Origin of the sequence: Flavobacterium sp. UBA6195 (assembly GCF_002422095.1) — a bacterium.
Classification (GTDB): Bacteria; Bacteroidota; Bacteroidia; order Flavobacteriales; family Flavobacteriaceae; genus Flavobacterium.
This window is the reverse complement of record NZ_DITB01000021.1, coordinates 1-25,962: the sequence shown is the minus strand read 5'-3', so window position 1 is coordinate 25,962 and position 25,962 is coordinate 1. Positions and strand designations below refer to the sequence as shown.

The 25,962-nt window shown below is 32.4% G+C and carries 27 protein-coding genes and 1 pseudogene; 13 read left to right on the top strand and 15 right to left on the bottom strand.

Translation table 11 applies throughout. The features are described from left to right. From B4I81_RS01670 to B4I81_RS01660, 3 genes and pseudogenes are all read right to left on the bottom strand, one after another. Nucleotides 1-177 (bottom strand): annotated as a pseudogene (locus B4I81_RS01670) (aldehyde dehydrogenase family protein); the annotation flags it as partial. Beyond that, complete coding sequence (locus tag B4I81_RS01665) at nucleotides 173-397, bottom strand: carboxypeptidase-like regulatory domain-containing protein (protein WP_291106723.1); 225 nt, start codon at nucleotides 395-397, stop codon at nucleotides 173-175. The gene B4I81_RS01665 and the pseudogene B4I81_RS01670, both read right to left, overlap by 5 nt. Nucleotides 398-600: 203 nt before the next feature. After that, entirely contained in the window at nucleotides 601-2,490 is a 1,890-nt protein-coding gene (locus tag B4I81_RS01660; protein WP_291106719.1) for a DEAD/DEAH box helicase, read from the bottom strand. Nucleotides 2,491-2,672: 182 nt separating this feature from the next. Between B4I81_RS01660 and B4I81_RS01655 the strand changes: the two genes are divergently transcribed. Then, on the top strand, nucleotides 2,673-3,287 hold the full coding sequence (locus B4I81_RS01655; RefSeq protein WP_291106717.1) for a trimeric intracellular cation channel family protein: 615 nt from the start codon (nucleotides 2,673-2,675) through the stop codon (nucleotides 3,285-3,287). Here the strand turns inward: B4I81_RS01655 and B4I81_RS01650 are convergent. After that, on the bottom strand, nucleotides 3,256-3,837 hold the full coding sequence (locus B4I81_RS01650) for a non-canonical purine NTP diphosphatase (protein WP_291106715.1): 582 nt from the start codon (nucleotides 3,835-3,837) through the stop codon (nucleotides 3,256-3,258). The genes B4I81_RS01655 and B4I81_RS01650 overlap by 32 nt on opposite strands. A 248-nt stretch (nucleotides 3,838-4,085) precedes the next feature. On the opposite strand from B4I81_RS01650, the gene B4I81_RS01645 reads away from it, so the two are divergent. After that, nucleotides 4,086-5,345 (top strand): aminotransferase class I/II-fold pyridoxal phosphate-dependent enzyme, encoded by a 1,260-nt coding sequence (locus B4I81_RS01645; RefSeq protein ID WP_291106713.1) that lies wholly within the window; start codon nucleotides 4,086-4,088, stop codon nucleotides 5,343-5,345. Nucleotides 5,346-5,392: 47 nt separating this feature from the next. Here B4I81_RS01645 and B4I81_RS01640 read toward each other — a convergent pair whose 3' ends face one another. Beyond that, complete coding sequence (locus B4I81_RS01640; protein ID WP_291106711.1) at nucleotides 5,393-6,511, bottom strand: GTP cyclohydrolase; 1,119 nt, start codon at nucleotides 6,509-6,511, stop codon at nucleotides 5,393-5,395. Nucleotide 6,512: 1 nt separating this feature from the next. Continuing rightward, nucleotides 6,513-7,481 carry a transporter gene (locus B4I81_RS01635; RefSeq protein ID WP_291106709.1) on the bottom strand — a complete coding sequence of 323 codons (969 nt, stop codon included), beginning with the start codon at nucleotides 7,479-7,481 and terminating at the stop codon, nucleotides 6,513-6,515. A gap of 107 nt (nucleotides 7,482-7,588) precedes the next feature. Here B4I81_RS01635 and B4I81_RS01630 point away from each other — a divergent pair, with 107 nt between their 5' ends. The 4 genes from B4I81_RS01630 to B4I81_RS01615 all read left to right on the top strand — a co-directional run bounded on the left by B4I81_RS01630 (nucleotide 7,589) and on the right by B4I81_RS01615 (nucleotide 13,242). Further along, nucleotides 7,589-7,843 (top strand): DUF4834 domain-containing protein, encoded by a 255-nt coding sequence (locus B4I81_RS01630; RefSeq protein ID WP_291106706.1) that lies wholly within the window; start codon nucleotides 7,589-7,591, stop codon nucleotides 7,841-7,843. A gap of 84 nt (nucleotides 7,844-7,927) precedes the next feature. Beyond that, nucleotides 7,928-10,369 carry a YfhO family protein gene (locus B4I81_RS01625; protein ID WP_291106704.1) on the top strand — a complete coding sequence of 814 codons (2,442 nt, stop codon included), beginning with the start codon at nucleotides 7,928-7,930 and terminating at the stop codon, nucleotides 10,367-10,369. A 95-nt stretch (nucleotides 10,370-10,464) separates the two neighbouring features. After that, complete coding sequence (locus B4I81_RS01620; RefSeq protein ID WP_291106702.1) at nucleotides 10,465-11,760, top strand: glycosyltransferase family 4 protein; 1,296 nt, start codon at nucleotides 10,465-10,467, stop codon at nucleotides 11,758-11,760. Nucleotides 11,761-11,775: 15 nt separating this feature from the next. Then, a complete protein-coding gene (locus B4I81_RS01615; protein ID WP_291106700.1) occupies nucleotides 11,776-13,242 on the top strand; it encodes an oligosaccharide flippase family protein in 1,467 nt (488 codons plus the stop codon). A gap of 149 nt (nucleotides 13,243-13,391) precedes the next feature. On the opposite strand, the gene B4I81_RS01610 is transcribed toward B4I81_RS01615, so the two are convergent. The 3 genes from B4I81_RS01610 to B4I81_RS01600 all read right to left on the bottom strand — a co-directional run bounded on the left by B4I81_RS01610 (nucleotide 13,392) and on the right by B4I81_RS01600 (nucleotide 14,959). After that, complete coding sequence (locus B4I81_RS01610; protein ID WP_291106699.1) at nucleotides 13,392-14,135, bottom strand: hypothetical protein; 744 nt, start codon at nucleotides 14,133-14,135, stop codon at nucleotides 13,392-13,394. 194 nt (nucleotides 14,136-14,329) lie between these two features. After that, nucleotides 14,330-14,656, bottom strand: a complete 327-nt coding sequence (locus B4I81_RS01605; RefSeq protein ID WP_291106697.1) for a CCC motif membrane protein — start codon at nucleotides 14,654-14,656, stop codon at nucleotides 14,330-14,332. 12 nt (nucleotides 14,657-14,668) lie between these two features. After that, nucleotides 14,669-14,959, bottom strand: coding sequence for a DUF2752 domain-containing protein (locus B4I81_RS01600; RefSeq protein ID WP_291106695.1), 291 nt, complete (start codon nucleotides 14,957-14,959; stop codon nucleotides 14,669-14,671). 108 nt (nucleotides 14,960-15,067) lie between these two features. Between B4I81_RS01600 and B4I81_RS01595 the strand changes: the two genes are divergently transcribed. Continuing rightward, nucleotides 15,068-15,265: a hypothetical protein gene (locus B4I81_RS01595; protein ID WP_291106693.1), complete on the top strand. Its 198-nt coding sequence runs from the start codon at nucleotides 15,068-15,070 to the stop codon at nucleotides 15,263-15,265. Next, a complete protein-coding gene (locus B4I81_RS01590; protein WP_291106691.1) occupies nucleotides 15,249-15,809 on the top strand; it encodes a Smr/MutS family protein in 561 nt (186 codons plus the stop codon). The genes B4I81_RS01595 and B4I81_RS01590 overlap by 17 nt, the downstream gene beginning before the upstream one ends. 53 nt (nucleotides 15,810-15,862) lie before the next feature. Here the strand turns inward: B4I81_RS01590 and B4I81_RS01585 are convergent, their stop codons facing one another. Continuing rightward, nucleotides 15,863-16,795: a hypothetical protein gene (locus B4I81_RS01585; protein WP_291106689.1), complete on the bottom strand. Its 933-nt coding sequence runs from the start codon at nucleotides 16,793-16,795 to the stop codon at nucleotides 15,863-15,865. A gap of 122 nt (nucleotides 16,796-16,917) precedes the next feature. On the opposite strand from B4I81_RS01585, the gene B4I81_RS01580 reads away from it, so the two are divergent. Then, a complete protein-coding gene (locus B4I81_RS01580) occupies nucleotides 16,918-18,039 on the top strand; it encodes a cysteine desulfurase family protein (protein ID WP_291106688.1) in 1,122 nt (373 codons plus the stop codon). A 243-nt stretch (nucleotides 18,040-18,282) separates the two neighbouring features. Here the strand turns inward: B4I81_RS01580 and B4I81_RS01575 are convergent, their stop codons facing one another. Together B4I81_RS01575 and pyrE are read right to left on the bottom strand one after the other, a co-directional pair. Then, the gene (locus B4I81_RS01575; RefSeq protein ID WP_291106686.1) at nucleotides 18,283-18,675 is read right to left on the bottom strand and encodes an SRPBCC family protein; all 393 of its coding nucleotides are present in this window, start codon (nucleotides 18,673-18,675) and stop codon (nucleotides 18,283-18,285) included. Nucleotides 18,676-18,698: 23 nt separating this feature from the next. Further along, on the bottom strand, nucleotides 18,699-19,346 hold the full coding sequence (gene pyrE, locus B4I81_RS01570) for an orotate phosphoribosyltransferase (RefSeq protein ID WP_291106684.1): 648 nt from the start codon (nucleotides 19,344-19,346) through the stop codon (nucleotides 18,699-18,701). A 7-nt stretch (nucleotides 19,347-19,353) separates the two neighbouring features. Here pyrE and B4I81_RS01565 point away from each other — a divergent pair, with 7 nt between their 5' ends. Then, a complete protein-coding gene (locus B4I81_RS01565) occupies nucleotides 19,354-19,962 on the top strand; it encodes an NUDIX hydrolase (protein ID WP_291106682.1) in 609 nt (202 codons plus the stop codon). Nucleotides 19,963-20,027: 65 nt separating this feature from the next. Here the strand turns inward: B4I81_RS01565 and B4I81_RS01560 are convergent, their stop codons facing one another. Beyond that, on the bottom strand, nucleotides 20,028-21,752 hold the full coding sequence (locus B4I81_RS01560; protein ID WP_291106721.1) for a M14 family zinc carboxypeptidase: 1,725 nt from the start codon (nucleotides 21,750-21,752) through the stop codon (nucleotides 20,028-20,030). 175 nt (nucleotides 21,753-21,927) lie between these two features. Here B4I81_RS01560 and B4I81_RS01555 point away from each other — a divergent pair, with 175 nt between their 5' ends. From B4I81_RS01555 to B4I81_RS01545, 3 genes are read left to right on the top strand one after another with little or no spacing between them, the layout of a single operon-like run. Next, a complete protein-coding gene (locus tag B4I81_RS01555) occupies nucleotides 21,928-23,274 on the top strand; it encodes a DEAD/DEAH box helicase (protein WP_291106681.1) in 1,347 nt (448 codons plus the stop codon). A gap of 41 nt (nucleotides 23,275-23,315) precedes the next feature. Then, on the top strand, nucleotides 23,316-23,609 hold the full coding sequence (locus tag B4I81_RS01550) for a hypothetical protein (RefSeq protein ID WP_291106680.1): 294 nt from the start codon (nucleotides 23,316-23,318) through the stop codon (nucleotides 23,607-23,609). A gap of 28 nt (nucleotides 23,610-23,637) precedes the next feature. Next, nucleotides 23,638-24,273, top strand: a complete 636-nt coding sequence (locus B4I81_RS01545; protein WP_291106679.1) for a class I SAM-dependent methyltransferase — start codon at nucleotides 23,638-23,640, stop codon at nucleotides 24,271-24,273. A gap of 134 nt (nucleotides 24,274-24,407) precedes the next feature. On the opposite strand, the gene coaD is transcribed toward B4I81_RS01545, so the two are convergent. Together coaD and B4I81_RS01535 are read right to left on the bottom strand one after the other, a co-directional pair. Further along, nucleotides 24,408-24,866 (bottom strand): pantetheine-phosphate adenylyltransferase, encoded by a 459-nt coding sequence (coaD, locus tag B4I81_RS01540; protein ID WP_291106678.1) that lies wholly within the window; start codon nucleotides 24,864-24,866, stop codon nucleotides 24,408-24,410. Between the two features lie 3 nt (nucleotides 24,867-24,869). Continuing rightward, nucleotides 24,870-25,844: a D-alanine--D-alanine ligase gene (locus B4I81_RS01535; protein ID WP_291106677.1), complete on the bottom strand. Its 975-nt coding sequence runs from the start codon at nucleotides 25,842-25,844 to the stop codon at nucleotides 24,870-24,872. Between the last annotated feature and the right edge of the window lie 118 nt (nucleotides 25,845-25,962).

Below are 25,962 nucleotides of genomic sequence, written 5' to 3'. Positions count from 1 at the left end.
TAAAACTGGTCCGAAAATCTCTTCTTGGAAAATACGCATTTTGTTGTGTCCTTTGAATAACGTAGGTTGAATGTAATATCCTCCTTCTAAATCGCCACCTAAATGATTCACATCGCCACCGCATAACAATTCAGCACCTTCTTCTTTACCTAATTTAATGTAGGAAAGAATTTTATCTAACAATAACTTCATCTAGAACATAAGCTTTTTCAGTTAAGTATATTTTAGTTGGATTTTGTTTTATCCAATCGTTGGTAACTTTTACTTTAACTGTTTCGAATCCAATATATGTAAATAATAATGTATCATTTACTTTAGCACTTATTTCAAAGATTCCGCTGGGAGAAGTAACAGTTCCTTTAACACGAGAGGCATTCACAACGTGAACATTACCCATAGGAAGTTTGGTATCGTTGTGAATAACTGTTCCTTTAATGTTTTTTACTAGTGTATCATTTTGTGAAAAACAATTAAAAGAATAAAAGAGGAATAAAAAAACTACAAAATATTTCATGCTTATTTTAACTGATTCAAAAATACGAATCTAAAGATGATATTTTGTAGTTTTTTATAAATTTATAAGAAAATTAACGAAAATCGTTAGCTTCTTCTTGGTCTTCTTGGTCTTGATGAATCTCCAGCACTTTCAGCGCGTCTTGGAGCTCTGTCAGAAAATCCGCCTTCTCTTCTTGGAGCCGAACTGCTTCTTTCTCCTCTAAAACCTCCATCTCTTCTTGGAGCCGAACCTCTATCGCTTCTGAAACCACCTTCTCTTCCACCTTCTCTTCTTGAAGATGATCCGCTTCTTTCACCTCTAAATCCGCCTTCACGTCTTCCGCCACCAGAATTTCTTCCGTTATGATCGCGTCTTCCGCCACCGTCGTTTTTAGAAATTTCAACGTTGATTCTACGACCGTTCATGTCATATCCGTTAAGAATAGACATTACTTTGTCAGTATGCTCACCATCTGTATTAAAGAAAGAGAAACCTTCTTTTACGTCTACTTTGAAAACGTCATCTCTGCCTAAATCTAAAGTTTCTTTGATGAAATCTTTTAACTGCATCCAATCGAAATCGTCTCTAGCACCTATGTTAATGAAATAACGAACTGGGTCACCCGCTCTAATTTCTCTTGGTTCAGAACTTCTTTCTCTATCACTTCCTCTTTCTCCTGTTAAATCACGTTTCGATTTGTAATAGTTGATGAATCTATTAAATTCAACAGAAACCATTTTCTTAATTAATTCTTCTTTAGATAAACCATCTAAAACTTCATTAATTGCAGGTAAATAAGTATCAATATCATGATCAACTTCAGTATCTTTAATCTTATTTGCTAAGTGTAATAACTGAATTTCGCAGATTTCAATTCCTGATGGGATTGTTTTTTCTTCAAATTTTTGTTTGATGATACGTTCAATAGAGTGGATTTTTCTCAATTCACTTTTAGTAACGATTACAATTGAAGTTCCTAATTTTCCAGCTCTACCTGTTCTACCTGAACGGTGATTGTACGTTTCAATCTCATCTGGTAATTGATAATTTACTACGTGAGTAACATTATCAACGTCAATTCCACGAGCCGCAACGTCTGTAGCAACTAGCATTTGAATTTGACGACCTCTAAATGATTTCATTACGCCATCTCGTTGTGCTTGCGATAAATCACCATGTAAAGCTGCAGCATTATAACCATCTTCGATTAATTTTTCAGCAACTGCTTGTGTATCACGTTTTGTTCTACAGAAAACCACAGAAAAAATGTCTGGATTAGCATCAGCTAAACGTTTTAAAGCTTCGTAACGGTCTCTGGCGTTTACTACGTAATATTCGTGAGAAACGGTAGCTGAACCTGAATTTTTGTGCCCAACCGTAATTTCTTCTGGGTTTGACATGAACTGTTTTGCAATACGAGCTACTTCAGCTGGCATTGTTGCAGAGAATAACCAAGTGTTTTTCTCGTCTGGTGTGTCCGATAAAATGGAACAAATGTCTTCGTAGAATCCCATGTTTAACATCTCATCTGCCTCGTCTAAGATACAAAAATCGATGTTTTTAATGTTTACAAGACCTCTGTTAATCATATCTTGCATTCTACCTGGTGTAGCCACAATAATTTGTGCACCACGTTTCACTTCTCTAGCTTGTTCTGTAATGCTTGCACCACCATAAACAGCTACGGTATGTAAACCTTTAATGTACTTAGAGTACAATTTAATTTCGTTGGTGATTTGTAAGCATAACTCACGCGTTGGCGATAAAATTAATGCCTGTGTATTTCTGTTTTCAGCATCAATTTTTTGAATTAGTGGAAAACCAAAAGCTGCGGTTTTTCCTGTTCCTGTTTGCGCTAAGGCTACTAAGTCTGTGTTTTGTTCCAATAGTACTGGAATCGCTTTTTCTTGTACTTCTGACGGATTCTCAAATCCTAGATCTTTAATCGCCAGCAGTAGCGACTCATTCAATCCTAATTGTTCAAATTTATTCATATATTATTTTAAATTGGGTGCAAAGGTACGCTTTAAAAGTTAGATTAACTAATTTGTTATTAATTGATTTTCAATTTGTTATGTTTTTGTCTTTTTCACAGATTTTATAAAATATGTTTTATTGCAAGAAAGTGTACTTAAAAAATTAGAAAGTGAGGTATTTTTGTATCAAAATAAGAGCTATGTTTGAACTGCTAGACATTATTGGAACATTAGTATTTGCTATTTCAGGTGCTTTGACTGCTATTTACAAAAAATTAGATTTGTTTGGTGTGTATTGTATCGCTTTTGTCACTGCTTTAGGAGGAGGAACAGTTCGTGATGTCATGATAGGAAGAACACCGGTTGGTTGGATGTTAGATATTGATTATATTTACATAATTACTATAGGTTTTCTACTTTCTATAATATTCAATCGGTATTTAGAGCGTTTGCGTATTTCGATGTTTTTATTTGATACGATTGGATTAGGGGTTTTTACTTTAATCGGTTTAGAAAAAGGAATTGAGTATGGATTAAGTCCGGTTGTTTGTGTGATTTTAGGAACTTTAACAGCGACTTTTGGAGGTGTTATTCGCGATATTTTGTGTAATGAAATTCCGGTTTTGTTCCGAAAGGAAATTTATGCTACGCTTTGTATAGCAGGTGGAATTTTATTCTTCTTATTACAACAGTTGGAAATATCAGATGACATAATATCGCCGATAGTAGCCATTTTTATTATTACATTCCGATTAATTGCTTTTAAATATAACTGGAGTTTGCCTATTGGTTCTGTTTTTGTAAAAAAAGAATAAGTTCTTTTACGGCAATTCCTCTGTGGCTAATTATTGATTTTTCTTCCATAGTCAGTTCAGCAAAGGTTTTAGAATAGCCATCTGCAACAAAAATAGGATCGTAACCAAAACCGTTTGTTCCAATTTTTTTTTCAATGATTTTTCCATTGATGATTCCGGTAAATAAGTTTTGATTACCATTCAAATTTAAAGCAATCACCGTTTTAAAGTTGGCATTTCGATTCGATTTATCTTTCAATTCCGATAAAAGTTTATCCATATTGTCATTCGCATCTTTTTGTTCGCCTGCATAGCGAGCTGAATAAACTCCAGGCGCACCATTTAAAGCTTCTACTTCTAAACCTGTATCATCTGCAAAACAATCATAACCATATTTCTCGGTAACGTAATTGGCTTTTAAAATTGCATTTCCTTCAATGGTATCAGCGGTTTCTGGAATATCTTCTGTGCAGCCAATTTCTTCTAAACTTAGAATTTGAAAGGTGTTTGGAACTAAAGCCTGAATTTCCTGAATTTTATTTTTGTTGTTGGATGCGAATACAAGTTTCATGAAAAATGATTTTAAAAAACAAAGATACGAAATGTATAAAAAGCAAAAAGTCGAGGTGGAGCCCCCGACTTTTAAGGTGAACGTGTAACCACATTTCTGTGTCGTTCGGTGCAAAGGTAATTGCATTTATTGATTTACCAAGCTTTTTTGATTTTTTATTTTATTACTAAATTTTTTTAGTCGTAAAATTTATAATAAAAACTTTTTTCTTTATACTTTTGCTTCGTTTTTAACACCTATTATATATCATGGTAAAAGATTTATTCGAAAGAATTCAAAACAATAAAGGTCCGTTAGGAAAATGGGCTTCACAAGCAGAAGGATATTATGTATTTCCAAAACTAGAAGGTGAGTTAGGTCCAAGAATGAAATTTCATGGAAAAGATATTTTAAATTGGAGTTTAAATGATTATTTAGGATTAGCTAATCATCCAGAAGTTAGAAAAGCTGATGCTGATGCGGCAGTTCAATATGGAGCGGCTTATCCAATGGGAGCTCGTATGATGAGTGGTCATACTAAATATCACGAACAATTAGAAAATGAATTAGCAGCTTTCGTAATGAAAGAATCGGCTTATTTGTTAAATTTTGGTTACCAAGGAATGGTATCTATTATTGATGCTTTGGTTTCTAAAAATGATATTATTGTTTATGATGTTGATTCACATGCATGTATCATTGATGGTGTTCGTTTACACATGGGAAAACGTTTTACTTACAAACACAATGATTTAGAAAGTATGGAGAAAAACCTGCAACGTGCTACTAAAATGGCTACAGAAACAGGTGGAGGAATTTTATTCATTACTGAAGGTGTATTTGGAATGCGAGGACAACAAGGTAAATTGAAAGAAATTGTTGCCTTGAAAGAAAAATACAATTTCCGTTTGTTAGTTGATGATGCGCATGGTTTCGGAACACTCGGTAAAACAGGTGCTGGAGCAGGAGAAGAGCAAGGGTGTCAAGATGGAATTGATGTGTATTTCTCAACTTTTGCAAAATCAATGGCAAATATTGGAGCATTCGTAGCAGCTGACAAAGATGTTATCGATTATTTAAAATATAATTTACGTTCTCAAATGTTTGCAAAAGCATTACCAATGATTCAAACTATTGGATCATTAAAACGTTTGGAGTTATTACGTAATTCATCTGAAATAAAAGATAAATTATGGGTAAATGTAAATGCATTGCAAAACGGATTAAAAGAAAGAGGATTTAACATTGGTGATACCAACACTTGTATTACTCCGGTATATTTAGAGGGGTCTATTCCAGAAGCTATGGTTATGGTAAATGACTTACGTGAAAACTACGGAATTTTCCTTTCTATTGTTGTATATCCTGTAATTCCAAAAGGAATTATTTTGTTAAGAATGATTCCTACTGCTTCGCATACTTTAGAAGATATCGCTGAAACATTAGCTGCTTTTGAAGCTATTCGTGAGAAATTAGTAAACGGAACATATGCTAAAATTGCAGAAGCAAATGTTCAAAATGTAGAGTAATTTATTTCTATATAAAATTAAAAGGGATTCAGATTGAATCCCTTTTTTTATAATTCTTTTTTGTAGGTTCTTCTCCTCTTGTTAATTTTTGAATTAAAATGTTTCCATAAATTGTGAATAGCATGATTTTCCTCTAACTCAGGAGTTCTTATGCAAGTTTCAATACCTTTTGCTAAGCAAACTTTGTAATATTCATCAAAAATGATGGCGGTAATTCCTTTGCTTTGATATTCTGGAGTTATGCCGATTAGATAGAAAACAATTTCTTTCGAATATTTTCTGGCTTGTAACAAATGATAAAATCCAATAGGAAAAAGTTTTCCGTTTGCTTTTCTTAATGCTTGAGCAAACCCAGGCATCACAATGGCAAAAGCAATCATATTATTGTTTTTATCCAAAATAAATTTGATGTATTCCGGATTGATGAAACCAATGTATTTCTTTTTAAAATAAGCTTTTTGGATATCGTTTATTGGAACAAATGATTGTAGTTTTGAATAGGTATCGTTAAAAAGATCAAACATTTTATCTACATAAGGCATGATATCCTTAGTTTTGGTGAAATTTAGACTACGTAATTCGTATCTTTTTTTGATCAATTCACTTGCTTTTTGAAATGATTCAGGATTGATGTCATTAAATGAAAAGCTACTCTCAAGATATTCTTTTTCTTTAGTATATCCAAGCTTTTCAAAATGTGTGATATAGTAAGGTTGACTGTACCAAGTAATCATATTTCCCATTTGTTCAAAACCCTCACTCAGAATTCCAACTTTATCTAAATTAGAAAATCCCATCGGACCTTCGATGTGATCCATGCGGTGTTTTTTACCCAATTCTTCTACTTTAGCTAATAAAGCTTTGGTAACTTCAATGTCATCTATAACATCAAACCAACCAAATCGGGTTTTCTTTTTCCCTAAAATTTTAACTTCTTCCCAATTGATGATGGCCGCAATTTTTCCAACAATTTTTCCATTTTTGTAAGCCAAATAAAAGTGCGCTTCTGCAGTTTGAAGTGCAGGATTCTTAGTTTTGTCAAAAGTTTCTAATTCTTCAGCTATGATGGGCGGAATCCAATAAGGGTTGCTTTTATACAATTCGAAAGAAAACATCACGTAATCTTTCATTTCTTTTTTTGTAAGCGCTTCTTTAATTGTTATCATTTTACTCTTCTACTGCGTCTTTACGTTTTTTAGCTTCTTTTTCGCCTTTTTTCTTCATTTTTTTATCCATTTTGCTACCATTGTCTTTTTCAATTTTGACTTCTTTGTAGTTTTTGGTAAATCGCCACGAAAATCCAATTCCACCAGTAAATAAACTGGGTGTGTTTTTTATGTTTTTCCCAATAGAAGCATCAATTTGCATGTCTTTATTGAATAAATAGGCTGCACCCATTCTTAACAATCCATCAGAATAATAATTACCCATATAGCCTTGATTTTCTATAAATCCAGACCATTTAGCATTAAAACCTCTGGTAAGTGTAACAATGTAATCTATGCTTGCAAAGTCAGAACCTATTTTGTTGTAAGCAACATTGGTTACTAAAACCCATCGACTTCCAAAGTGATTTTGAGCAATTATCATTACTTTTGGACTTACTTTTGGTTCTTCAACATCAACAGGAGCAAAATTAAACGGATTGTCAGAAAAGTTCAAATTTGCACCTCCATATACTGCTACAGCGGGTATTAATTGTCTCCATTTGAAACGGTGATTGGCTTTCCAGCTATATAAATTTGGTTTTTCTTCGTAGTTTTTAAATGGATCATAAATCAAGTATTTAGCTCCAAAAAGAGTTTTTTTCAATGCACTTCTGTTTTTATCAAGTGCATCAGATGTGTAATTATCATTTTGATACTGAAATTCAGCAATAAGTTCTAATTGTTCAAAGAATAATCCCCAACGAATATCAAATTCTGCCATAAAACCACTGGCTTTATAATCTAATGTATTGTGATCTTCGTTAACATAATGCAATCCTGTTTCGGTTTGAAAAACAGATTTCCCAACAGAAAATGCCATCATTGAACGACCAGGACGATTAGAATTGATTTCATCTGTAAATTGTCCAAACGAAATTTGAGAGGTTATCCCTAAGATTAATATAAAAAGTGCTTGAATTGATTTCATACAAAAAGATTTATCTCCAAAAATAGTTATTTTATCATAATTTTATGAAACAATTTTGAAGTTTTCCCAACCAATATCTGTATTTTTGAATTTTAAAATTTATTAGCATGGAAATGGCTTCATTTACAGGATTGATAAAAACCCTATTTTATATCATTCTGTTTTATTATCTGTTTAAGTTTGCAGTTCGAATTTTTGCTCCAATTTTAATGCAAAAGGCTGTAAATAAGATGCAAGAAAAAATGCAAGAACAGTACAGACAACAACAAGAACAATACAATAACGCCTCTCAATCGACAAAAACAACTCCAAAACCAAAAAAAGAAGTAGGAGAATACATCGATTACGAAGAAGTGAAATAATTGTTAGTTTAAAACATTACCTTAAAGGATATTATTACAATATCCTTTTTTTAGTTACTTTAGCACCTTATTTATAGCATTAATATGAAGAACATAAAAGCATTCTATCCGCATTTATTAGTTGTAGTTGGATTTATCTTAGTTTCACTATTTTATTTTTATCCCGTTTTAAAAGGAGAAAAAATTTTTCAATCCGATATCGTTCAATATACCGGAATGGCAAAAGAGCAAATCGATTTTAGAAAAGAAACAGGTGAAGAGCCTTATTGGACTAATAGTGCTTTTGGAGGAATGCCGACGTATCAATTAGGTGCAAAATATCCAAATGACGTTATCGGAATGTTGGATGATGCTTTACGTTTTTTACCTCGTCCAGCGGATTATTTATTCCTTTATTTCTTAGGGTTTTATGTGTTGTTGATGGTGTTAAAAGTAGATCCGTTAAAAGCGTTTTTCGGAGCTTTAGCCTTTGGATTGTCAACGTATTTAATAATTATTTTAGGTGTTGGGCATAATGCTAAAGCGCACGCCATCGCTTACATGCCAATGGTAGTTGCTGGAGTTTTATTGGTATTCCAACGAAAATATATTGCAGGAGGTTTGCTAACTATGATAGCCGCAGCATTGGAAATAAATGCGAATCACTTCCAAATGACCTATTATTTATTGTTATTATTAGCAATAATTGGGGTTTATTATGTCGTAATTGCAATTAAGAATAAGGAATTTAAAGAGTTAGGAAAGATATTTGGAGTATTTGCTATCGCAGGAATTTTAGCCATTGGAGCCAATGCAACCAATTTAATGGCGACTTCAGAATATGCTAAGTTTTCAACACGTAATAATAGTGAATTAACTTTCAATCCAGATGGTTCGCCAAAAACGGATAGTAATGCGATGTCCTATGACTACATTACTGAATACAGCTATGGAGTTGCAGAAAGTTTAAATTTAATTGCACCTGGACTTTTCGGAGGTTCCAATAATGAAAATTTAGGTATTGAATCAGAAACCTATCAAAATTTTGTAGCACAAGGTTATCCAGCGGATCAAGTGCAGGGATTTGTAGAACATGCACCAGCGTATTGGGGATCACAGCCTATTGTTGCGGCACCAGCATACATAGGAGTTGTCGTGTTTTTCTTATTTGTAATGGCATTTTTTGTTGAAAAAAGAAACATCAAATACTTATTTTTAGCAGGAGCAGTATTTTCATTATTACTTTCTTGGGGTAAGAATTTCAATATTTTGACTGATTTCTTTATCAATTATGTTCCATTATATGACAAATTTAGAGCGGTTTCTTCTATTCAAGTGATTTTAGAATTGTGTGTGCCCGCTTTAGCAATTGTTGGGTTATACCAATTTTTCAAGCAAGATGAAAAAGCAAAATGGAACGCCCTTTGGAAATCAGGAGCCATTACATTCGGACTTTTAGTGGTTTTATTTTTAATTAAAGGAATGTTTAATTTCTCTTCTGCAAACGATGCAATGTATGCACAAGCTTATGGAGACGAATTCATCCGAACTCTAAAATTAGACCGAGAAGCTTTATATACTTCAGATGTGTTGCGTTCGATGCTGTTTGTTGGACTAACATTTGCGGTTTTGTTTCTTTTCGTTAAAAATATGATGAAGGAAACAACTGCTATTATTTTGGTTGGAGTTTTAATGGTTTTCGATTTGTTTATGGTTGATAAACGTTATGTGAACAACAATCCGGACCAATTCAAAAGCGCTAGAGAAGTCGATATGCCATTTGAACCAACAGAAGCCGATCAAAGGATTTTAGCCGATACCACACATTTCAGAGTTTTTGAAGTAGAAGGCGGGATGAGTAGTGCAAGAACGTCGTTTTTCCACAAATCAATCGGTGGATATCATGCAGCGAAACCAAGAAGAATGCAACAATTATTCGACTACCAAATTGCTAAAAATAACGTTCGTGTGTTAAACATGTTAAATGTAAAATACGTTATCCAATCGGATGAAAACGGACAAAAATTAGCATTACAAAACCCTGCAGCTAATGGAAATGCATGGTTTGTTGAAGAAATTAAGCTAGTAAAATCTGCAAACGAAGAAATGAAAGCGTTGGATACTTTGGATACAAAAAGAGTGGCTATTTTTAGAACTATTGATGCCACAAAATATTTAAAAGCACCTGCACTTCCTATTTCAAATTTAGAATATGAAAAAGATTCTATTTCATCAATAAATTTAGTTTCCTACAAACCAAATCATTTAAAATATGTTTCAAATAATAGTAATGAAGGCTTTGCCGTTTTCTCTGAAATGTATTATCAAAATGGTTGGAAAGCTACAATTGATGGAAAAGACGCTCAAATTTTAAATGTAAACTATGTATTAAGAGGCTTACAAATTCCAGCAGGAAAACATACCATTGAATTCAAATTTGAACCAGAAGTAGTAAAAACAGGAAGTACAATCGCTTTAATCAGTTCAATCGGAATGCTTTTATTAATTGGAGCAGGAGTTTATTTTGAGAACAAGAAAAAAGTATAGAATCTTGTCATGCTGAATTCATTTCAGCATCTCACTTATAATTTAGAAGCTGAAACGAGTTCAGCTTGACAGAATATCATTTAAGAATTTGACATTTGCAACCAACTAAAAAAATACTCATTATATCGTATTACTGGCCACCAGCAGGAGGTCCAGGCGTACAGCGTTGGTTGAAATTTGTCAAATATTTACCTGATTTTAATATAGAACCTCATGTTTATATTCCTGAAAATCCAACCTATCCGTTGATTGATGATAAATTATTAAGTGAAGTTTCGCATAAAGCATTTATTATCAAACAACCGATTTTTGAACCTTACGGATTGGCTTCGGTTTTTTCGAAAAATAAGACAAAAAAAATCAGTTCCGGAATTATTCCAAATCAAAAAAAGCAATCTTTTATAGAAAAAGTAATGCTTTGGATTCGTGGAAACGTTTTTATTCCTGATGCGAGAGTATTTTGGGTGAAACCTTCGGTTAAATTCTTAAAACAATATCTTCAAGAACATCAAATCGATACGATAATTACCACAGGTCCGCCTCATAGTTTGCATTTGATTGGTTTGCAATTAAAAAAAGAATTGACTATCACTTGGTTGGCTGATTTTCGTGATCCTTGGACAACGATTGGCTATCACAAACAATTAAAATTGAGTTCGTGGGCTTCCAAAAAACATAAAGATTTGGAAAAGGAAGTCATGAATACTTGTGACCAGCTTTTAGTGACTTCTCCTACCACAAAAACCGAATTTGAAGCGATTACTTCAAAACCAATCGAAGTGATTACAAATGGTTATGATGTGGAACAAGTGAATAAAAAACCTTTGGACGAAAAATTTACTTTAGCACACATTGGTTCGTTTTTATCAGCTAGAAATCCAAGAATTTTGTGGAAAGCTTTGAAAGAATTGACCAAAGAAAATCCCGAATTCAAAAATCATTTTCAATTAAAATTGATAGGAGCGGTGAGTGCTGAGGTACTTCAAGCGATTAAAGAATTCAAGTTGGAAAAATACGTGAATCATTTAGGTTATTTGCCACATGATGAAGCGATAATCGAACAAAGAAGTTCGCAAGTGTTATTACTTATCGAAATTGACTCAGAAGAAACCAAATGTATCATTCCTGGAAAATTATTCGAATATATGGTTTCTGAGCGACCAATCATCGCCATCGGACCTGAAAACGCAGATTTTGCTCAAATCATTAAAGAAACCAATACAGGAACTTTCTTCAAATATGACGAATTAGAAGCTTTAAAAGCACAAATTCTGAACTATTTCGAGCAATTTCAGCAAAATAATTTAAAAGTATATCCAGTTGGTTTGCAACAGTACAGTAGAAAATCATTGACAGAAAAATTAGCCAAACTTCTGAATTCTAAATTCTAAATTCAAACTTCAAACATGGGAATTGTCATCAAACAATCGATTAAAAACACCATCATTACTTACATCGGTTTTGGAATTGGTGCGATTAATACCTTGTTTATGTACGGACAATTTTTAGGGGATACTTATTATGGTTTGGTGGGATTTATATTATCCGCTGCTAACATTATGATGCCTTTAATGGCGTTTGGAGTTCACAATACTTTGGTGAAATTTTATAACGAATACGAAACTGAAGAAAAAAAATCGCAATTTCTAACGTTTGTATTGGTTTTACCTTTACTGATAATTCTTCCAATAAGTTTAATTGGATTTTTTGGTTATCACCAAATAGCGAGTTTATTGTCTCAAAAAAATCAAATTGTATACGATTATGTGTGGCAAATTCCGGTAATTGGACTTTGTATGGGATATTTTGAGATTTTCTATGCTTGGGTAAAAGTACATATGCAATCGGTTTATGGTAGTTTTGTAAAAGAAGTGCTGTTGCGTGTTTTAATTTCGATTTTCCTATTCGCAGTTTATTTCGATTATATTTCGCCAAAACAATTTGTTTTCGCATTAATGGGGATTTACTTTGCAACACTAGTTGTGATGTTTATTTATTCAATGCGAGTAAAAAGACCGAGTTTTAATTTGGTTTTTCCGGATAATATCAAGGCAATTTTAACCTATTGTTTTTTCATTATTTTATCGGGCAGTGTAGCTACTTTATTATTAGATGTAGATAAATTTATGCTTAACTTTTATATAGATATCGATAATATTGCTTTTTATTCTGTTGCTATCTTTATTGCGACCGTGATTGCAGTTCCAAGTCGAGCTATGCATCAAATTACATATCCAATTACGGCAAAATTGATGAGTGAAAAGAAACACGATGAGCTTAATGAATTGTATAAAAAATCGTCAATTACGCTTCAGGTAATAGGAGGTTTGATTTTGATAGGAATTTTGGTTAATATTAACCAATTGTATACTGTAATGCCAGCAGGTTATAGTGAAGGAGTTGCGGTTGTTTTCTTAATTGGAGTTTCAAAATATTTCGATTTGATTTTAGGAAATAATAATTCCATAATTTTTAATTCAAAATATTACAAAGCCGTTTTATTTTTAGGATTGTTCTTGGTTTTTTTAACTGTTTCTTTAAATATGGTATTTATTCCACTTTACGGTTTAAATGGAGCGGCAATAGCAACGTTAATTTCAATTACAATATATAGTTTAGCTAAATTACTGTTTGTGGTCCTTAAAATGGATTTATTTCCGTTTACAAAGAATACAATTAAAGCTTTGGGTGTAACATTTCTTAGTTTTGTCGTGTTTTATTATTGGGATTTTTCATTTCATCCTTTCTTGAATATTATTTTAAAATCAATTTTAGTAACTATTTTCTACTTGGGATGGAGTTTTTATTTGAAAATCTCTTCCGATATCAATTTTGTGATGAACTCTGTTTTTAAAAGAATTTTGAAGAAGTAATAAATATTTTTTTAATTTTTAAATTTATTCAATCTGTGTTCCAAATTTGAAAATTGATTTTTGTATTTGTTCTTGATCTTGAACATAAAAAATCCTGCTTCATCTTCCCAGAATCCACAGGATTTAAAAACAAACTAACCAACCAATTTTTATTTATCTCTTTTTACTTCTAAAGTTTCTCTTTTGATTTCTTTAACGTCATCATCTGTCATTTTAGCTTTAGATCCGTCTTTTCTGTAGTAGTAATAGTCATCGTCGCTTCCATAATCATCATCATAATCGTCATCTCCATAACCATAACCTCCATTTCCTCCAGAATAATGAGTTCCTCTAGGATTGTAAGTATAACCACTATTAGTATAGTTGATAAATCCATATACGCTTACAATTCGTCCTCTTCTGTCGTACACAATTCGCATGTTTCCTACTCTTGTTACTGCAAAGCTGTTATAGCTCATGTAAATAGTTCCAATTCTTTTAACTCTACCAAAAGCATCGTAGTTGATGTAAACATTACCCACACGTCTTACTTTACCAAAGTTATCATGCTCAACTCGGATTCCTCTTTCAGAAATTCCGTAGTAACCTCTTGTTCTAGGAGCACCATTTGTTCCATTTACAGCGTATCTAGGTCCTGATGGTCTTGTGTTGAAATCAAATTCACCATTTGGAAACAATATAAACTCGATTCCTCTTTCTCTAAAGATGATAGGTTCTGCATCTCTATAATCGATGTAATAACCTCTTCTATTTGTGTTATCAGAAAAAACAGGATTTTCTGACGCTAAAGCCATGTTCCCTACCAGAAAGATACTGGCTACTACTAAAAGTGTAATTTTTTTACTCATGATGTACACATTTAGTTTTCGGAATTCGTGAATCTTCGATTTCATGATACAACAATTTAAAAGTTGAGCAACTTCATTTTAAAACTCGTTTCTAAAACGGTTGCTTGATTAGGTATTTCCAATTGCTGTGCCAAACTCCAAGAAAGTGTTGTAAACGATTTGTTAATGAGTTGTTATTATACAAAAAAAGAACGCTAAGATGTTGATAGCGTTCTTTTTGATTAGATTAATATATTGTTTTATTTCCCTCCGTATCTTCTCATCATTTCTTGTTGCATTTGTTCAATACCTTCAACTCCTAAAGTAGTAAATAGAACTATTACATAAATTAGGTAAATGACACCTAGTGTAATTCCAATGATACTTAATATTTTACCAATTTTTATATTATTGTAATTGTTATAGATACTAGGGTTTTCAGCATATAATTTTGTGTCTTTATTTGCTAAAACTAAAGCTACAACACCCAATATGATACTAAAAATTCCGTAACAACAACAAGTTAAAATTGAAAATATTCCTAAAATTAGGACTGCAGTAGCATTAGGTAATTTTTGATTTTCCATAAATATATTAGTTTAATTGGTTACAGAGTTAAAATATATTTTGATAAAATAGGCTATTAAAATAATAACTCCATTTAAAATAGCGCTTGTGATAACTAATTTGTAGTAATTTCTCTTTTTGTCTAATAGATGAAGTGCTAAAAGAATAAAGAAAACAACTAAAGTGTAAATAGCAGGAAACATTTTAAAAGCTTCCCAGAATTCTCCTTCTAATAAAAAAGCAATGGCTCTTTGTGTTCCACAACCCGGACATTCAACTCCAAAAAGTTGTTTGTTCATACAGGGCAACATGTGTTCTTTCATAATGCTTTTTTGTGGTTGAAAATTGTTCCACAAGTTTACAAAAAAAAGTTCAAAACTAATACTAATTTTAAAAACACTATTTTTGAAAACTTTATAAAAAGATAAATTATGAAACAATTTTTATACATTTTAGTGTTTGCAGCGGTCGGAATTTTTGCTTTGATTGAGCAATCAAAACCAGCTCCAAATAGATTTATTATGATAGGAGCAATGGCTGTTTTTATGTTTGGATTATTTAGATTAATGAAGAAAATACCATCTAAAAATGATGGAGAAAACGAAGAAAAAAATGACACAGAAATTTGAAATAGGAGATAAGGTTGCGGTTTTAGACGACGATATTTCAGGAGTGGTAATAAAGGTTAAAAACAATGAAATTTCAGTGGAAATTACTGATAATTTTGTGATGACATTTTTTGTCAACGAATTAGTTAAAATAAATAATTCCAATGAGTTAAGATGTTTTTTCTCCACTCAAAGTTTAGGTTCTGTTTTAAAAGATAAAGAAGAGCCAAAAAAGCGAAGTTTCATCAAAGAAAAGCGTTCTCGTAAGGACGAATTTGTTTTAGAAATTGATTTGCATATCGAAAAATTAGTACCTTCAAAACGCGGAATGAACAATTATGATATTCTGACTTTGCAAATGGAAACGGCTAAACGCCAACTCGATTTTGCTATCAAAAATCGGATGCCAAAAGTGGTGTTTATTCATGGTGTTGGTGAAGGTGTTTTAAAGGCCGAATTGGACTTTATGTTGGGACGCTATGAAGGTATTTCATTCCAAGATGCCAACTATCAAAAATATGGTTTGGGTGCAACAGAAGTTTATATTAAGCAAAATTTAAAGTAAAAAAAAACACGTTTATTCTTTATAAACGTGTTTTTTAAATCATTTTTGATTATCTAATTTGTGACATAGGAACCAAAATCAAAAATATCATGTGTAAAACTCAAATCACCTTTTTTATATGTGATATCTATAAATTTTATGTCATATTTAAGTGCTGGTAAATTATTTGAACCAGTTACTTCAGTAGTAATTATTTCAACTGTTCCTGTGGTTGCAATCCATTCTTCTTCTAAAATAAACGGACTATCAGGAGAAGTCGTAGAGCAAATTAATACATTTGTTAATGTTCCCCCACTAAACATTTTATAAGTGATTTTATTTGTTGCATCTAAATTAATTGAAGTAGTTCCTGCCGTTGTTGGTAAGAGATAGTCTGGATAATCATATGAAATTAATTGCGTGTTATTGTTTTTGTATAAATTGTTAGCATTACACTGAGCTCCGTTATTTGTAGAAAAATTAAAAGAAAGAATATTTGTTTTAGATTTATAATTTCCGAATAAAAATTCTTCATAAATTAAATTATTTTCACCATTTGTGAATTGAACATTAATCAATTTTATTTGATGAATATAATTAATAGTTGTTGCTTTTGTAGTTTCATTGACAGAAGGCAAAACACTTGTTGTAATTTGAATTTGTCCACCAGGCAGGGCTTTATATTCTTCAAGTACTGTAGGTGATGCAGGGGGAATTTCTGAACAAATAGCTGTAGAATTTACATTTTCATTATACAATCTATAAACTAATTCTTCTGAATTAGCCAAAGTATAAATTCTAGGAGTTCCTTCAATTGTTGGCTCATCAATAAAAATTGAACTTGGAATATTTAAAATTAATATTTCTTTATCCTTTGATACAAAAAGTAAATTATTACACTTTTGAACTGTTTCATTATTAAAATTAAAAGTTTTCAAAATTAAATCTCCATCGTCACATGATTGAAATAAAAATAGTGAAGCTATCAAAACTAGAATTTTTTTCATTTATTAATCGAATTTATGCAACAAAAATAAGGGTTTTAATTTATTAATTTACTAATGTTTGTTAATTTCAATGCGAATTGATTTTAAGATTTCTAAAATAAAATGATTTGTATCTTTGCTGTATGAGAAAAGTGTATTTAGATAACGCCGCAACCACGCCTATTCATCCAGAAGTCATTACTGCTATGATGAATGTTTTACAAAACGATTTTGGAAATCCATCTTCAACGCATAGTTTTGGGAGAAGCGCCAAGACTTTGTTAGAATCATCGCGTAAATCCATTGCGAAATTACTAAATGCACAAGCTTCCGAAATTATTTTTACGTCCAGCGCCACCGAAGCCACGAATTGGATTTTGGCAAGCGCTGTTAAAGATTTGGGAATTAAACGCATTATAACAACTAAAATCGAGCATCACGCTACGTTACATACTGTCGAACATTTAGCAAAGGAATTCGGAATTCAAGTTGAATATGTTACGATTTTATCCAACGGAAACATCGATTACCATGATTTTGCTGATAAATTACATTCAGATGTTCCAACTCTAGTCTCGCTAATCCACGTAAATAACGAAATAGGAACGATTTTAGACATCAAACGCGTTTCGGACTTGTGCAAGTATGCGAAAGCACTTTTTCATTGCGATACGGTACAATCTATCGGAAAAACAATTTTAGATGTACAAGACTTGGGAATTGATTTTTTAGTAGCAAGTGCACATAAATTTCATGGTCCAAAAGGAATTGGGTTTGCGTACATAAAAAAGAATTCCATGCTACAACCGATGATTTTCGGAGGCGAGCAAGAAAAAGGAATGCGTGCCGGAACTGAAGCTGTTCATCAGGTTGTTGGTATGGCAAAAGCATTGGAATTAGCTTGTGAGAATATAGAAAATGATATCAATTACATTTCCGATTTAAAAAACTATTGCTTTTCAGAATTGAAAAAAGTATTTCCAGAAGTGAAAATCAATGGAGAAAATACGTTTTATAACCTTTTAAACGTCCAATTACCATTATCGGAAGAAAAGACTTCCATGTTGTTATTTACATTGGATATGAAAGGAATTGCCGTTTCACGCGGAAGTGCTTGTCAAAGCGGAAGTATTAAACCATCGCACGTTTTAGCCGAGTTTTTATCAGCAGAGGAGACAAAAAAACCAAGTTTACGAATCTCGTTCAGTCATTTTAATACGAAAGAAGATGTTGATTTGTTGGTTGAGGCTTTGAAACAAGCATAACTATTACCGTCACTTCGAGTGATTTTTAAAAGAAAAAATGCTGATTTTTGCTTTTAAAAATTGTATCGAGAACTATAGCAACGATTTTCCTTCTACAGTTCTCGATACATTTTGTATTTGTAAATCTGAGGCTTTCCAAATACAAAACACTCGAAGTGACGTTAGTGGAATTTCGATTTGAAACATAAAAAAACACGAATTACATAAATCATATAATTCGTGTTCAATAAGTTATTCAGGAAACTACAATTTCCCCATATTCTGAGCCAATGTCTCAATGAATTTAGTGATTGGTCCTTTGATCATCATGGCCATCATTGGGTTGAAATCGCCTTCAAAAGCTAATTGTACTTCTGTATTATCAGCGTCGATTGGGTTTAAGTTTCCAGTTAATGTAAAAGGCAATTTACTTGAAGCAGCTCCTAAAACGATTTGCGAATTTGGAGTTCCACCTTTTTTAACCAATTTAATTTCTGGCATTCCTTTTAATCCGAATTCAAAGCAATTCTCGTCGATTACTTCAAATTTTGCGATATTTTCTGGCATTAATTTTTCGAAATTCTTTACGTCGTTCAGAGCGTTGAATAAATATTCAGCCGATTTTGCTACGTTTACTTTTGGACTTTCTAAGTTCATATTTTTTATTTATTGTTTGTGATTTAAACTTCTACATTCCATTCTGCTGGATTTGCGTTCCATGCACTCAATGTTTCCAATTCATTTTCTGAAACATATTGTTTGTCAACCGCTTTTTGTAATAAGTTTTCGTAATTACTTAGTGTAAAAACATCCACATTTGCCGCTTCAAAACGTTCTTTTGAAATTGGGAAGCCATAGGTAAAAATAGCTGCCATTCCTTTTACATTAGCACCTTCGTTTCGTAAAGCTTCAACGGCTAACAAACTGCTTCCACCAGTCGAAATCAGATCTTCAACCACCACCACGTTTTGTCCTTTTTGTAAGAAGCCTTCTACTTGGTTTTGTCTTCCGTGTTTTTTTGGTTCTGGACGAACGTATACGAATGGTAATCCCATGGCTTCGGCAACTAGAATTCCGATACCAATAGCACCTGTTGCAACGCCTGCAATGACATCCGGTTTACCAAATTTGTCTTCAATATGTTTCGCAAATTCATCACGAACATAGTTTCTAACCGCTGGAAATGAAAGGATTATGCGGTTATCACAATAAATCGGAGACTTCCAGCCTGAAGCCCACGTAAAAGGATTTTTAGAATTTAATTTAATTGCGTTTATTTGTAAAAGCAATTCGGCTGTTTGTTGTGCTGTGTTGTTATTAAAAATCATATTGCAAATGTATAAAGTTTTTGTGAACGATAAGCCACTTTTTTTGACAAATCAGGTTCAAAAAGAAACCGATTTCAAACTTTTTTTATTGGAAAGTGTTGATATCAAAAAGTTAATCGTTAAAATTTTTCAGAATAAAATTCAGAAAGCTTTTTTGTATCATCCCGATGAAAAATTGATAATGAAAACGCTTCGTGCGAAATTACCCGTTGAAAAAGCAGGTGGTGGATTGGTTTACAACAAAGACGGCGATGTGCTTTTTATTTTCAGAAACGGCAAATGGGATTTACCAAAAGGTGGAATGGAGAAAACTGAAACCATTGAAGAAACCGCTATCCGAGAAGTAGAGGAAGAAACCGGCGTTACCGGATTAGCTATCACCGAAAAACTACAAAGAACCTACCATATTTTCAAACGCAATGGTCGCTACAAACTAAAAATTACGCAATGGTTTGAAATGCGTACCAAATACGAAGGCACGCCACAAGGTCAAGCCGATGAAGGAATCGAACGTGTAGAATGGGTGAATCCAAAGGATATTAAGTTTATATTAGAGAACTCGTACGAGAATATTAAGTTGTTGTTTGAAGCGGAGAACTCTAATGTGTCAATTTGATAATTAGACAATGTGCCAATTTCTCGATTTAGATTCATTGACACATTGACTAATTGACACATTATCTAATTCACTCTATAAACCGGATATTGCAAATGCGCTTTCTCATAATAAGGCGATTGTCTGTACACCCAATCTAATTGCGCTGCACCATTTTCTGCGAAAGCTTTGTCATTTTGTTTCTTTTGTTCCAATTCGGCTTTTATTTTTGGATTTTTATCCAAGAATTCTTTTGCTAAATCTTCAAAAACATAACTCGAAAAATACTCTTTTTGTTGTAAAATAGGATCAAAGAAGTTCCAGTTGAAATAACTGTCTACCGCTTCTGGTTCTAAGGTTTCTACTAAATATTTTACTCCAGGTTGATTCGTGTAAAACACATAATCTCCCATGAAAAATTTTACTTTTTGAATCGATTTAGTAACTTTCGTATTGTAATGTGCATAATGACCTTCGTAAGGCGATTTTGAAGTTTGATAATTTTCAATTTTATACGATTCTACTTCAATAACCGTATCTTTTTGAAGGCGATGTGCATTAATATTATTCAATTTCAAAATATCCAAAACCTGCCATTGCGATTGTGGAATAATATACGCTTTCGGAATGTTTACAAATTTTGTAGGCTTATAATTCCCATAAAACGGAATTTTCTTGGTAAACGGTTTACTTTTGTCATAAAACAGACGGTCTTTTCCTGAAATATCACTTGGTTTGTAACCGCCTTGATAGCCTTTAAAATCAATATAAGATACTTTTGTAGAATCAATTGCCCAGTCTAACGGATATTGCATTCCTGCTTGATATTCTTTCAATGCTTCTTTTCGAATTTGCTTGATTTTTTGCCAATTTGTATCGGCGAAATTGATTGTGCTTACCATAAATTCGTAAGTCACTTTCACACGTTCTTTATATACTTTTAACATGTGCGTTTCTGGAACAAATCCTAAGGTGTGGAATAAAGTCGAATAACCTGTCGCATATCTTGGTGTATCGGTAAATTGCTCAAAACCTTTGTCAGGCGTGGTGCTGTGCACATTCACATACGGAACCACATCGATTTTCTTTTTGTTCATGTCTTTCACCACTGAAGGATACAATTCGTTGATGAAATAATTCCCTAATTTGTTTCCCAAACGTTCATGTTGGGTAGCAATGCAAGTAAACGTATATTGATAATCCGCGCCATTAGAAACGTGATTGTCTAAGAAAATATCAGGATTTAACTCGGTAAACAACTTTTGAAAACTTCTCGAATTTTTAGTATCCGATTTAATGAAATCCCGATTCAAATCATAATTTCGCCCATTTCCTCTAAAACCATATTCTTCAGGACCATTTTGATTGGCTCTAGAATGTGAATTTCGGTTCAACATTCCTCCAACACTATACACCGGAATAGCTGCAATTAATGTGTTTTTAGCCGTTTTGATTTTCCCCATGGCCAAATCACGCATCAACATCATTGTAGCGTCAATTCCGTCAGGTTCACCTGCGTGAATACCGTTGTTGATTAATATTACGGCTTTGTTTTTAGTAAAATATTCATCAAAATCAAATTTGCCTTCGCTTGAAAATAATACTAAATGCAAAGGTTTTCCGCTATCTGTGGTGCCTTTTTGAATCATTTGGATGTTAGCAAAACTTTCATCTAATTTTTCATAAAACGCAATACATTCTTCATAATTTGAAGATTGATTGCCATTACCACGTTCAAAAGGTGTAATGAAATTGTTTTGTGAAAACGCAGGAATCGAGAAGAAAAGTAAACTTATTTTTAGAAAACGCATAGCAGATTTGTATTTGATTTTCAAAAATAAAGAATCTTTTTGAAGTATGATTTTTTTTAGCCACAGATTAAAGGATTAAAAGGATTTAATATTGTTTAATAGAATTAATCCGTGTAATCTGTGTAATCCGTGGCAATTAATTACTTATTTAAATAATTGGTTTTATCTTTGCCGCATGAGTCAAAATCCATATTCCAACAATGTACTATTGAATCTTGGTATTCAAAGTTTAAACAAAATGCAAGAAGTAGCGCAACATGCTATTTTGAATGAAGATAATATTTTATTGCTTTCTCCTACAGGTTCGGGGAAAACATTAGCGTTTTTGTTGCCTATTTTTCAATTATTAGAAGAAGATGTAAAAGGAGTGCAATGTCTAATTTTAGTACCATCACGCGAATTAGGTTTGCAAATTGAACAAGTTTGGAAAAAAATGGGAACGCATTACAAAGTCAATACGTGTTATGGAGGTCACTCGATAGAAACGGAATTCAAAAACTTAAGTAATCCACCAGCGTTGTTAATTGGAACACCAGGAAGAATTGCCGATCATATAGAACGAGGAAGTTTTGCTACCGAAAATGTAAAAACCTATGTTCTAGACGAATTTGACAAATCGTTACAATTGGGTTTCCATGAAGAAATGTCTTATATCATTGGAAAAATTACAAAAGCAAACAAACGTGTTTTGGTTTCTGCGACTTCAGGTGTGGAAATTCCGAAATATACGAAGGTGGTCAATCCGAAAGTGTTGGATTTTATTCCAAAAGAAAAGCAGAATGATAATTTAGATATTCGTATCGTATTTTCGAAATCTAAGGATAAAATTGATGCGTTGTTTCAGTTGATTTGTTCTTTAAATTCAGAAGCTGCCATTATTTTTTGTAACCACAGAGAAGCGGTAGAACGCATTCATGAAATGTTAACTCAAAAAGGCATTATTTCCACTTACTATCACGGCGGATTAGATCAAGACGAACGAGAACGTGCCTTAATTCAGTTCAGAAATGGCAGTGTTTCTTATTTGATTACAACCGATTTAGGCGCACGTGGTTTGGATATTCCCGAAATGAATCACGTAATACATTACCATTTACCTGCCAAAGAAGACGAATTCACCCACCGAAACGGAAGAACGGCTCGTATGTTTGCCACCGGAACGGCTTACGTTTTGGTAAACGAAACCGAAAAGAAAGTGGATTATTTCGATTATGGCAAACGTAGATTAGATGTTTCCAATGCGAAATCGTTGCCAAAAGCGCCTTTATATCAAACGCTTTACATCAGTGGTGGAAAGAAAAACAAGTTGAATAAAATCGACATTGTAGGTTTCTTTTCACAAAAAGGAAAATTAGAAAAAGACGATATTGGATTAATCGAAGTCAAAGATTTTATTTCGTTTGTAGCGGTGAAATACCCAAAAGTGAAATCTTTATTGCAAAACATCAAAGACGAAAAAATGAAAGGGAAAAAATATAAAATTGAAGTAGCAAGAAAGGTGATTAAGAAAGAAGAGGAGTAAAATTTAGAATGATTATTGATTTCTATTAAAATTTAGAATTGATGGATGAAAATCTTGAAAATAAATTAAAAAATAAACAACAACAATTAGTTAATTTTAAAAAAGTTATACCAAAAGTAATTTTTATCACCATTTTAAGTAATTTTATTTTACCATATTGGCCTCATCCTAGAATTGAAAGGGTTTTAAATGAAAAAGGTTATTTAGGTACCGTTTTATGGGGTACCTTAATTATGGCTATTGTTATTCCAGTTATATTATACATAAGATATTTGAATATTAAAGACGAAATTTCTAATATAAAACGTGAAATTTTGAAAGAGAAAAATAAATAATCAATTTTCATTTAGATCTAATTAATAAATGACTTCTCCAATCTGTCCACTTTGTAATTCAGCTGCAACGCTTTTTTGCGAAAAACCAAAGCATTTGTTTTATAAATGCGATACTTGCGATGGAATTTTCAGACCTAAACATACTTTTTTAACCGCTGAAGAAGAAAAATCGCATTACGAAAAACATAACAATGATGTTTTTGATGAACGCTATCAAAACTTTGTTTCACCAATCGTAAATGCTGTTTTACAAGATTTTTCTCCAGAAGCTAATGGTTTGGATTTTGGTTCAGGAACAGGTCCGGTGATCGCTAAAATGTTGACGAATAAAGGCTATCAAGTACAGAATTACGATTTGTTTTTTGCAAAAGAACCATCACTTTTAAAAGAAAAATACGATTACGTTTCGTGTTGCGAAGTAATGGAGCATTTTCAACAACCTTACAAAGAATTTGAATTACTAAAAAGTTTACTACTTCCGAAAGGAAAATTATACTGTAAAACAGAAGTTTTCAATAACCAAAAACCTTTTGAAAATTGGTATTATAAGGATGATTTCACCCACGTTTTTATTTACCAACCCAAAACTTTAAAATGGCTAAAAAAAGAATTTCACTTTTCGAATTTAATTATCAAAGAAAAGTTGATAGTGTTTGAAAATTAAATAAATAGGAACACAGATTTTTTTAAATTGAAAGTTTATATTCAAAGCTTTATATTTAATAATCTTTCGCCAAATTATAATAAAAAACTTTGAGTGACTCTGTGTTAAACTTCGTGAAACTTTGTGTAACAAAACTATTTTTTAACTAAAACCGATTCCGGAACCAATTGTGAAATATCGCCACCATTTCGCAACACATCTCTAACAATACTTGAAGAAATAAACGAAGTACGAGCTGCTGTTAGTAAGAAAACCGTTTCTATTTTTGACATCACACGATTGGTATGTGCGATTGCTTTTTCAAACTCAAAGTCAGCTGGATTTCTTAATCCACGTAAGATGAAATCTGCTTTTTCTTTTTTACATAAATCTATTGTCAAACCTGAGTAAGTGATGACTTTTACTTTGGGTTCGTCTTTAAAAGCTTCTTCGATGAATCGTTTTCTATCTTCTAAGGAAAACATGTATTTTTTTTCGGCATTAACACCAATGGCTACAATGACTTCATCAAATAAAGAAACGCCTCTTTTGATAATATCGTAATGTCCGTTGGTAATGGGATCAAATGAACCTGGAAATATTGCTTTTTTCATGTTTTACTTCTTTAAAGCCAATTCAATAGCGTTTTCAAATAATTCTGGTAATGAAATTCCAGCTTCGCGAGCCTGTTGTGGAAGAATACTTTCGGTTGTTAAACCTGGAATTGTATTCATTTCTAACATGTGTGGTTCGTTATTTACAATAATGAATTCACTTCTCGAAAAACCTTTCATTTTTAATACTTCGTAGGCTCTTTTAGCAACCGTTTCGATTTTTGCTTTTAATTCATCCGAAATTCTGGCTGGCGTAATTTCTTTCGATTTGCCTAAATATTTCGCTTCGTAGTCGAAAAAGTCGTTTTCCGATACGATTTCGGTAATTGGTAAAACCGTAACAGTTCCTTTATAATTAATTACACCAACTGAAACTTCTGTTCCGTCAAGGAAACTTTCAATAATGATTTCGTCGTCTTCTTTATAAGCGTTTTCAATAGCTGGAAGAAATTCTTCTCTAGTTTTTACTTTCGAAATTCCGAAACTTGAACCCGATTTATTTGGTTTTACGAAGCAAGGTAAACCTACTTTATTTAAAATTGCATCAACATTGATTTCATCGCCTAAATTTAAATAATACGATTCCGCCGTTTTGATTCCGTAAGGTTTTAAAACCGATAACATATCACGCTTATTAAAAGTTAACGCTGCTTGATAATAATCACACGAAGTTTGAGGTATATTCAATAATTCAAAATACGCTTGCATCAAACCATCTTCACCTGGTGTTCCGTGAATCGCATTAAAAACTACATCAAAATTGATTTTTGTGCCATTTACGGTTACTGAAAAATCGTTTTTATCCATTGGAAATTCGGCATCATTTTCATCTACATACACCCATTTTTCTTTAAAAATATGAATACGATACGGATTAAATTTATTGCGATTAATATTGTTAAATACAACATTTCCGCTGGTTAACGAAATTTTGTACTCGCTAGAGTAACCTCCCATGATAATGGCAACGTTTTTCATTTTGAAATTCTAAAAGTGATACACAAAAATACATTATTTATTGATAAGTATAGTGCTTTTGCAAGATTCTGATAGAAATATTTTAAATAAATACCCGTTTTAAAGTGTTAAGAAATGA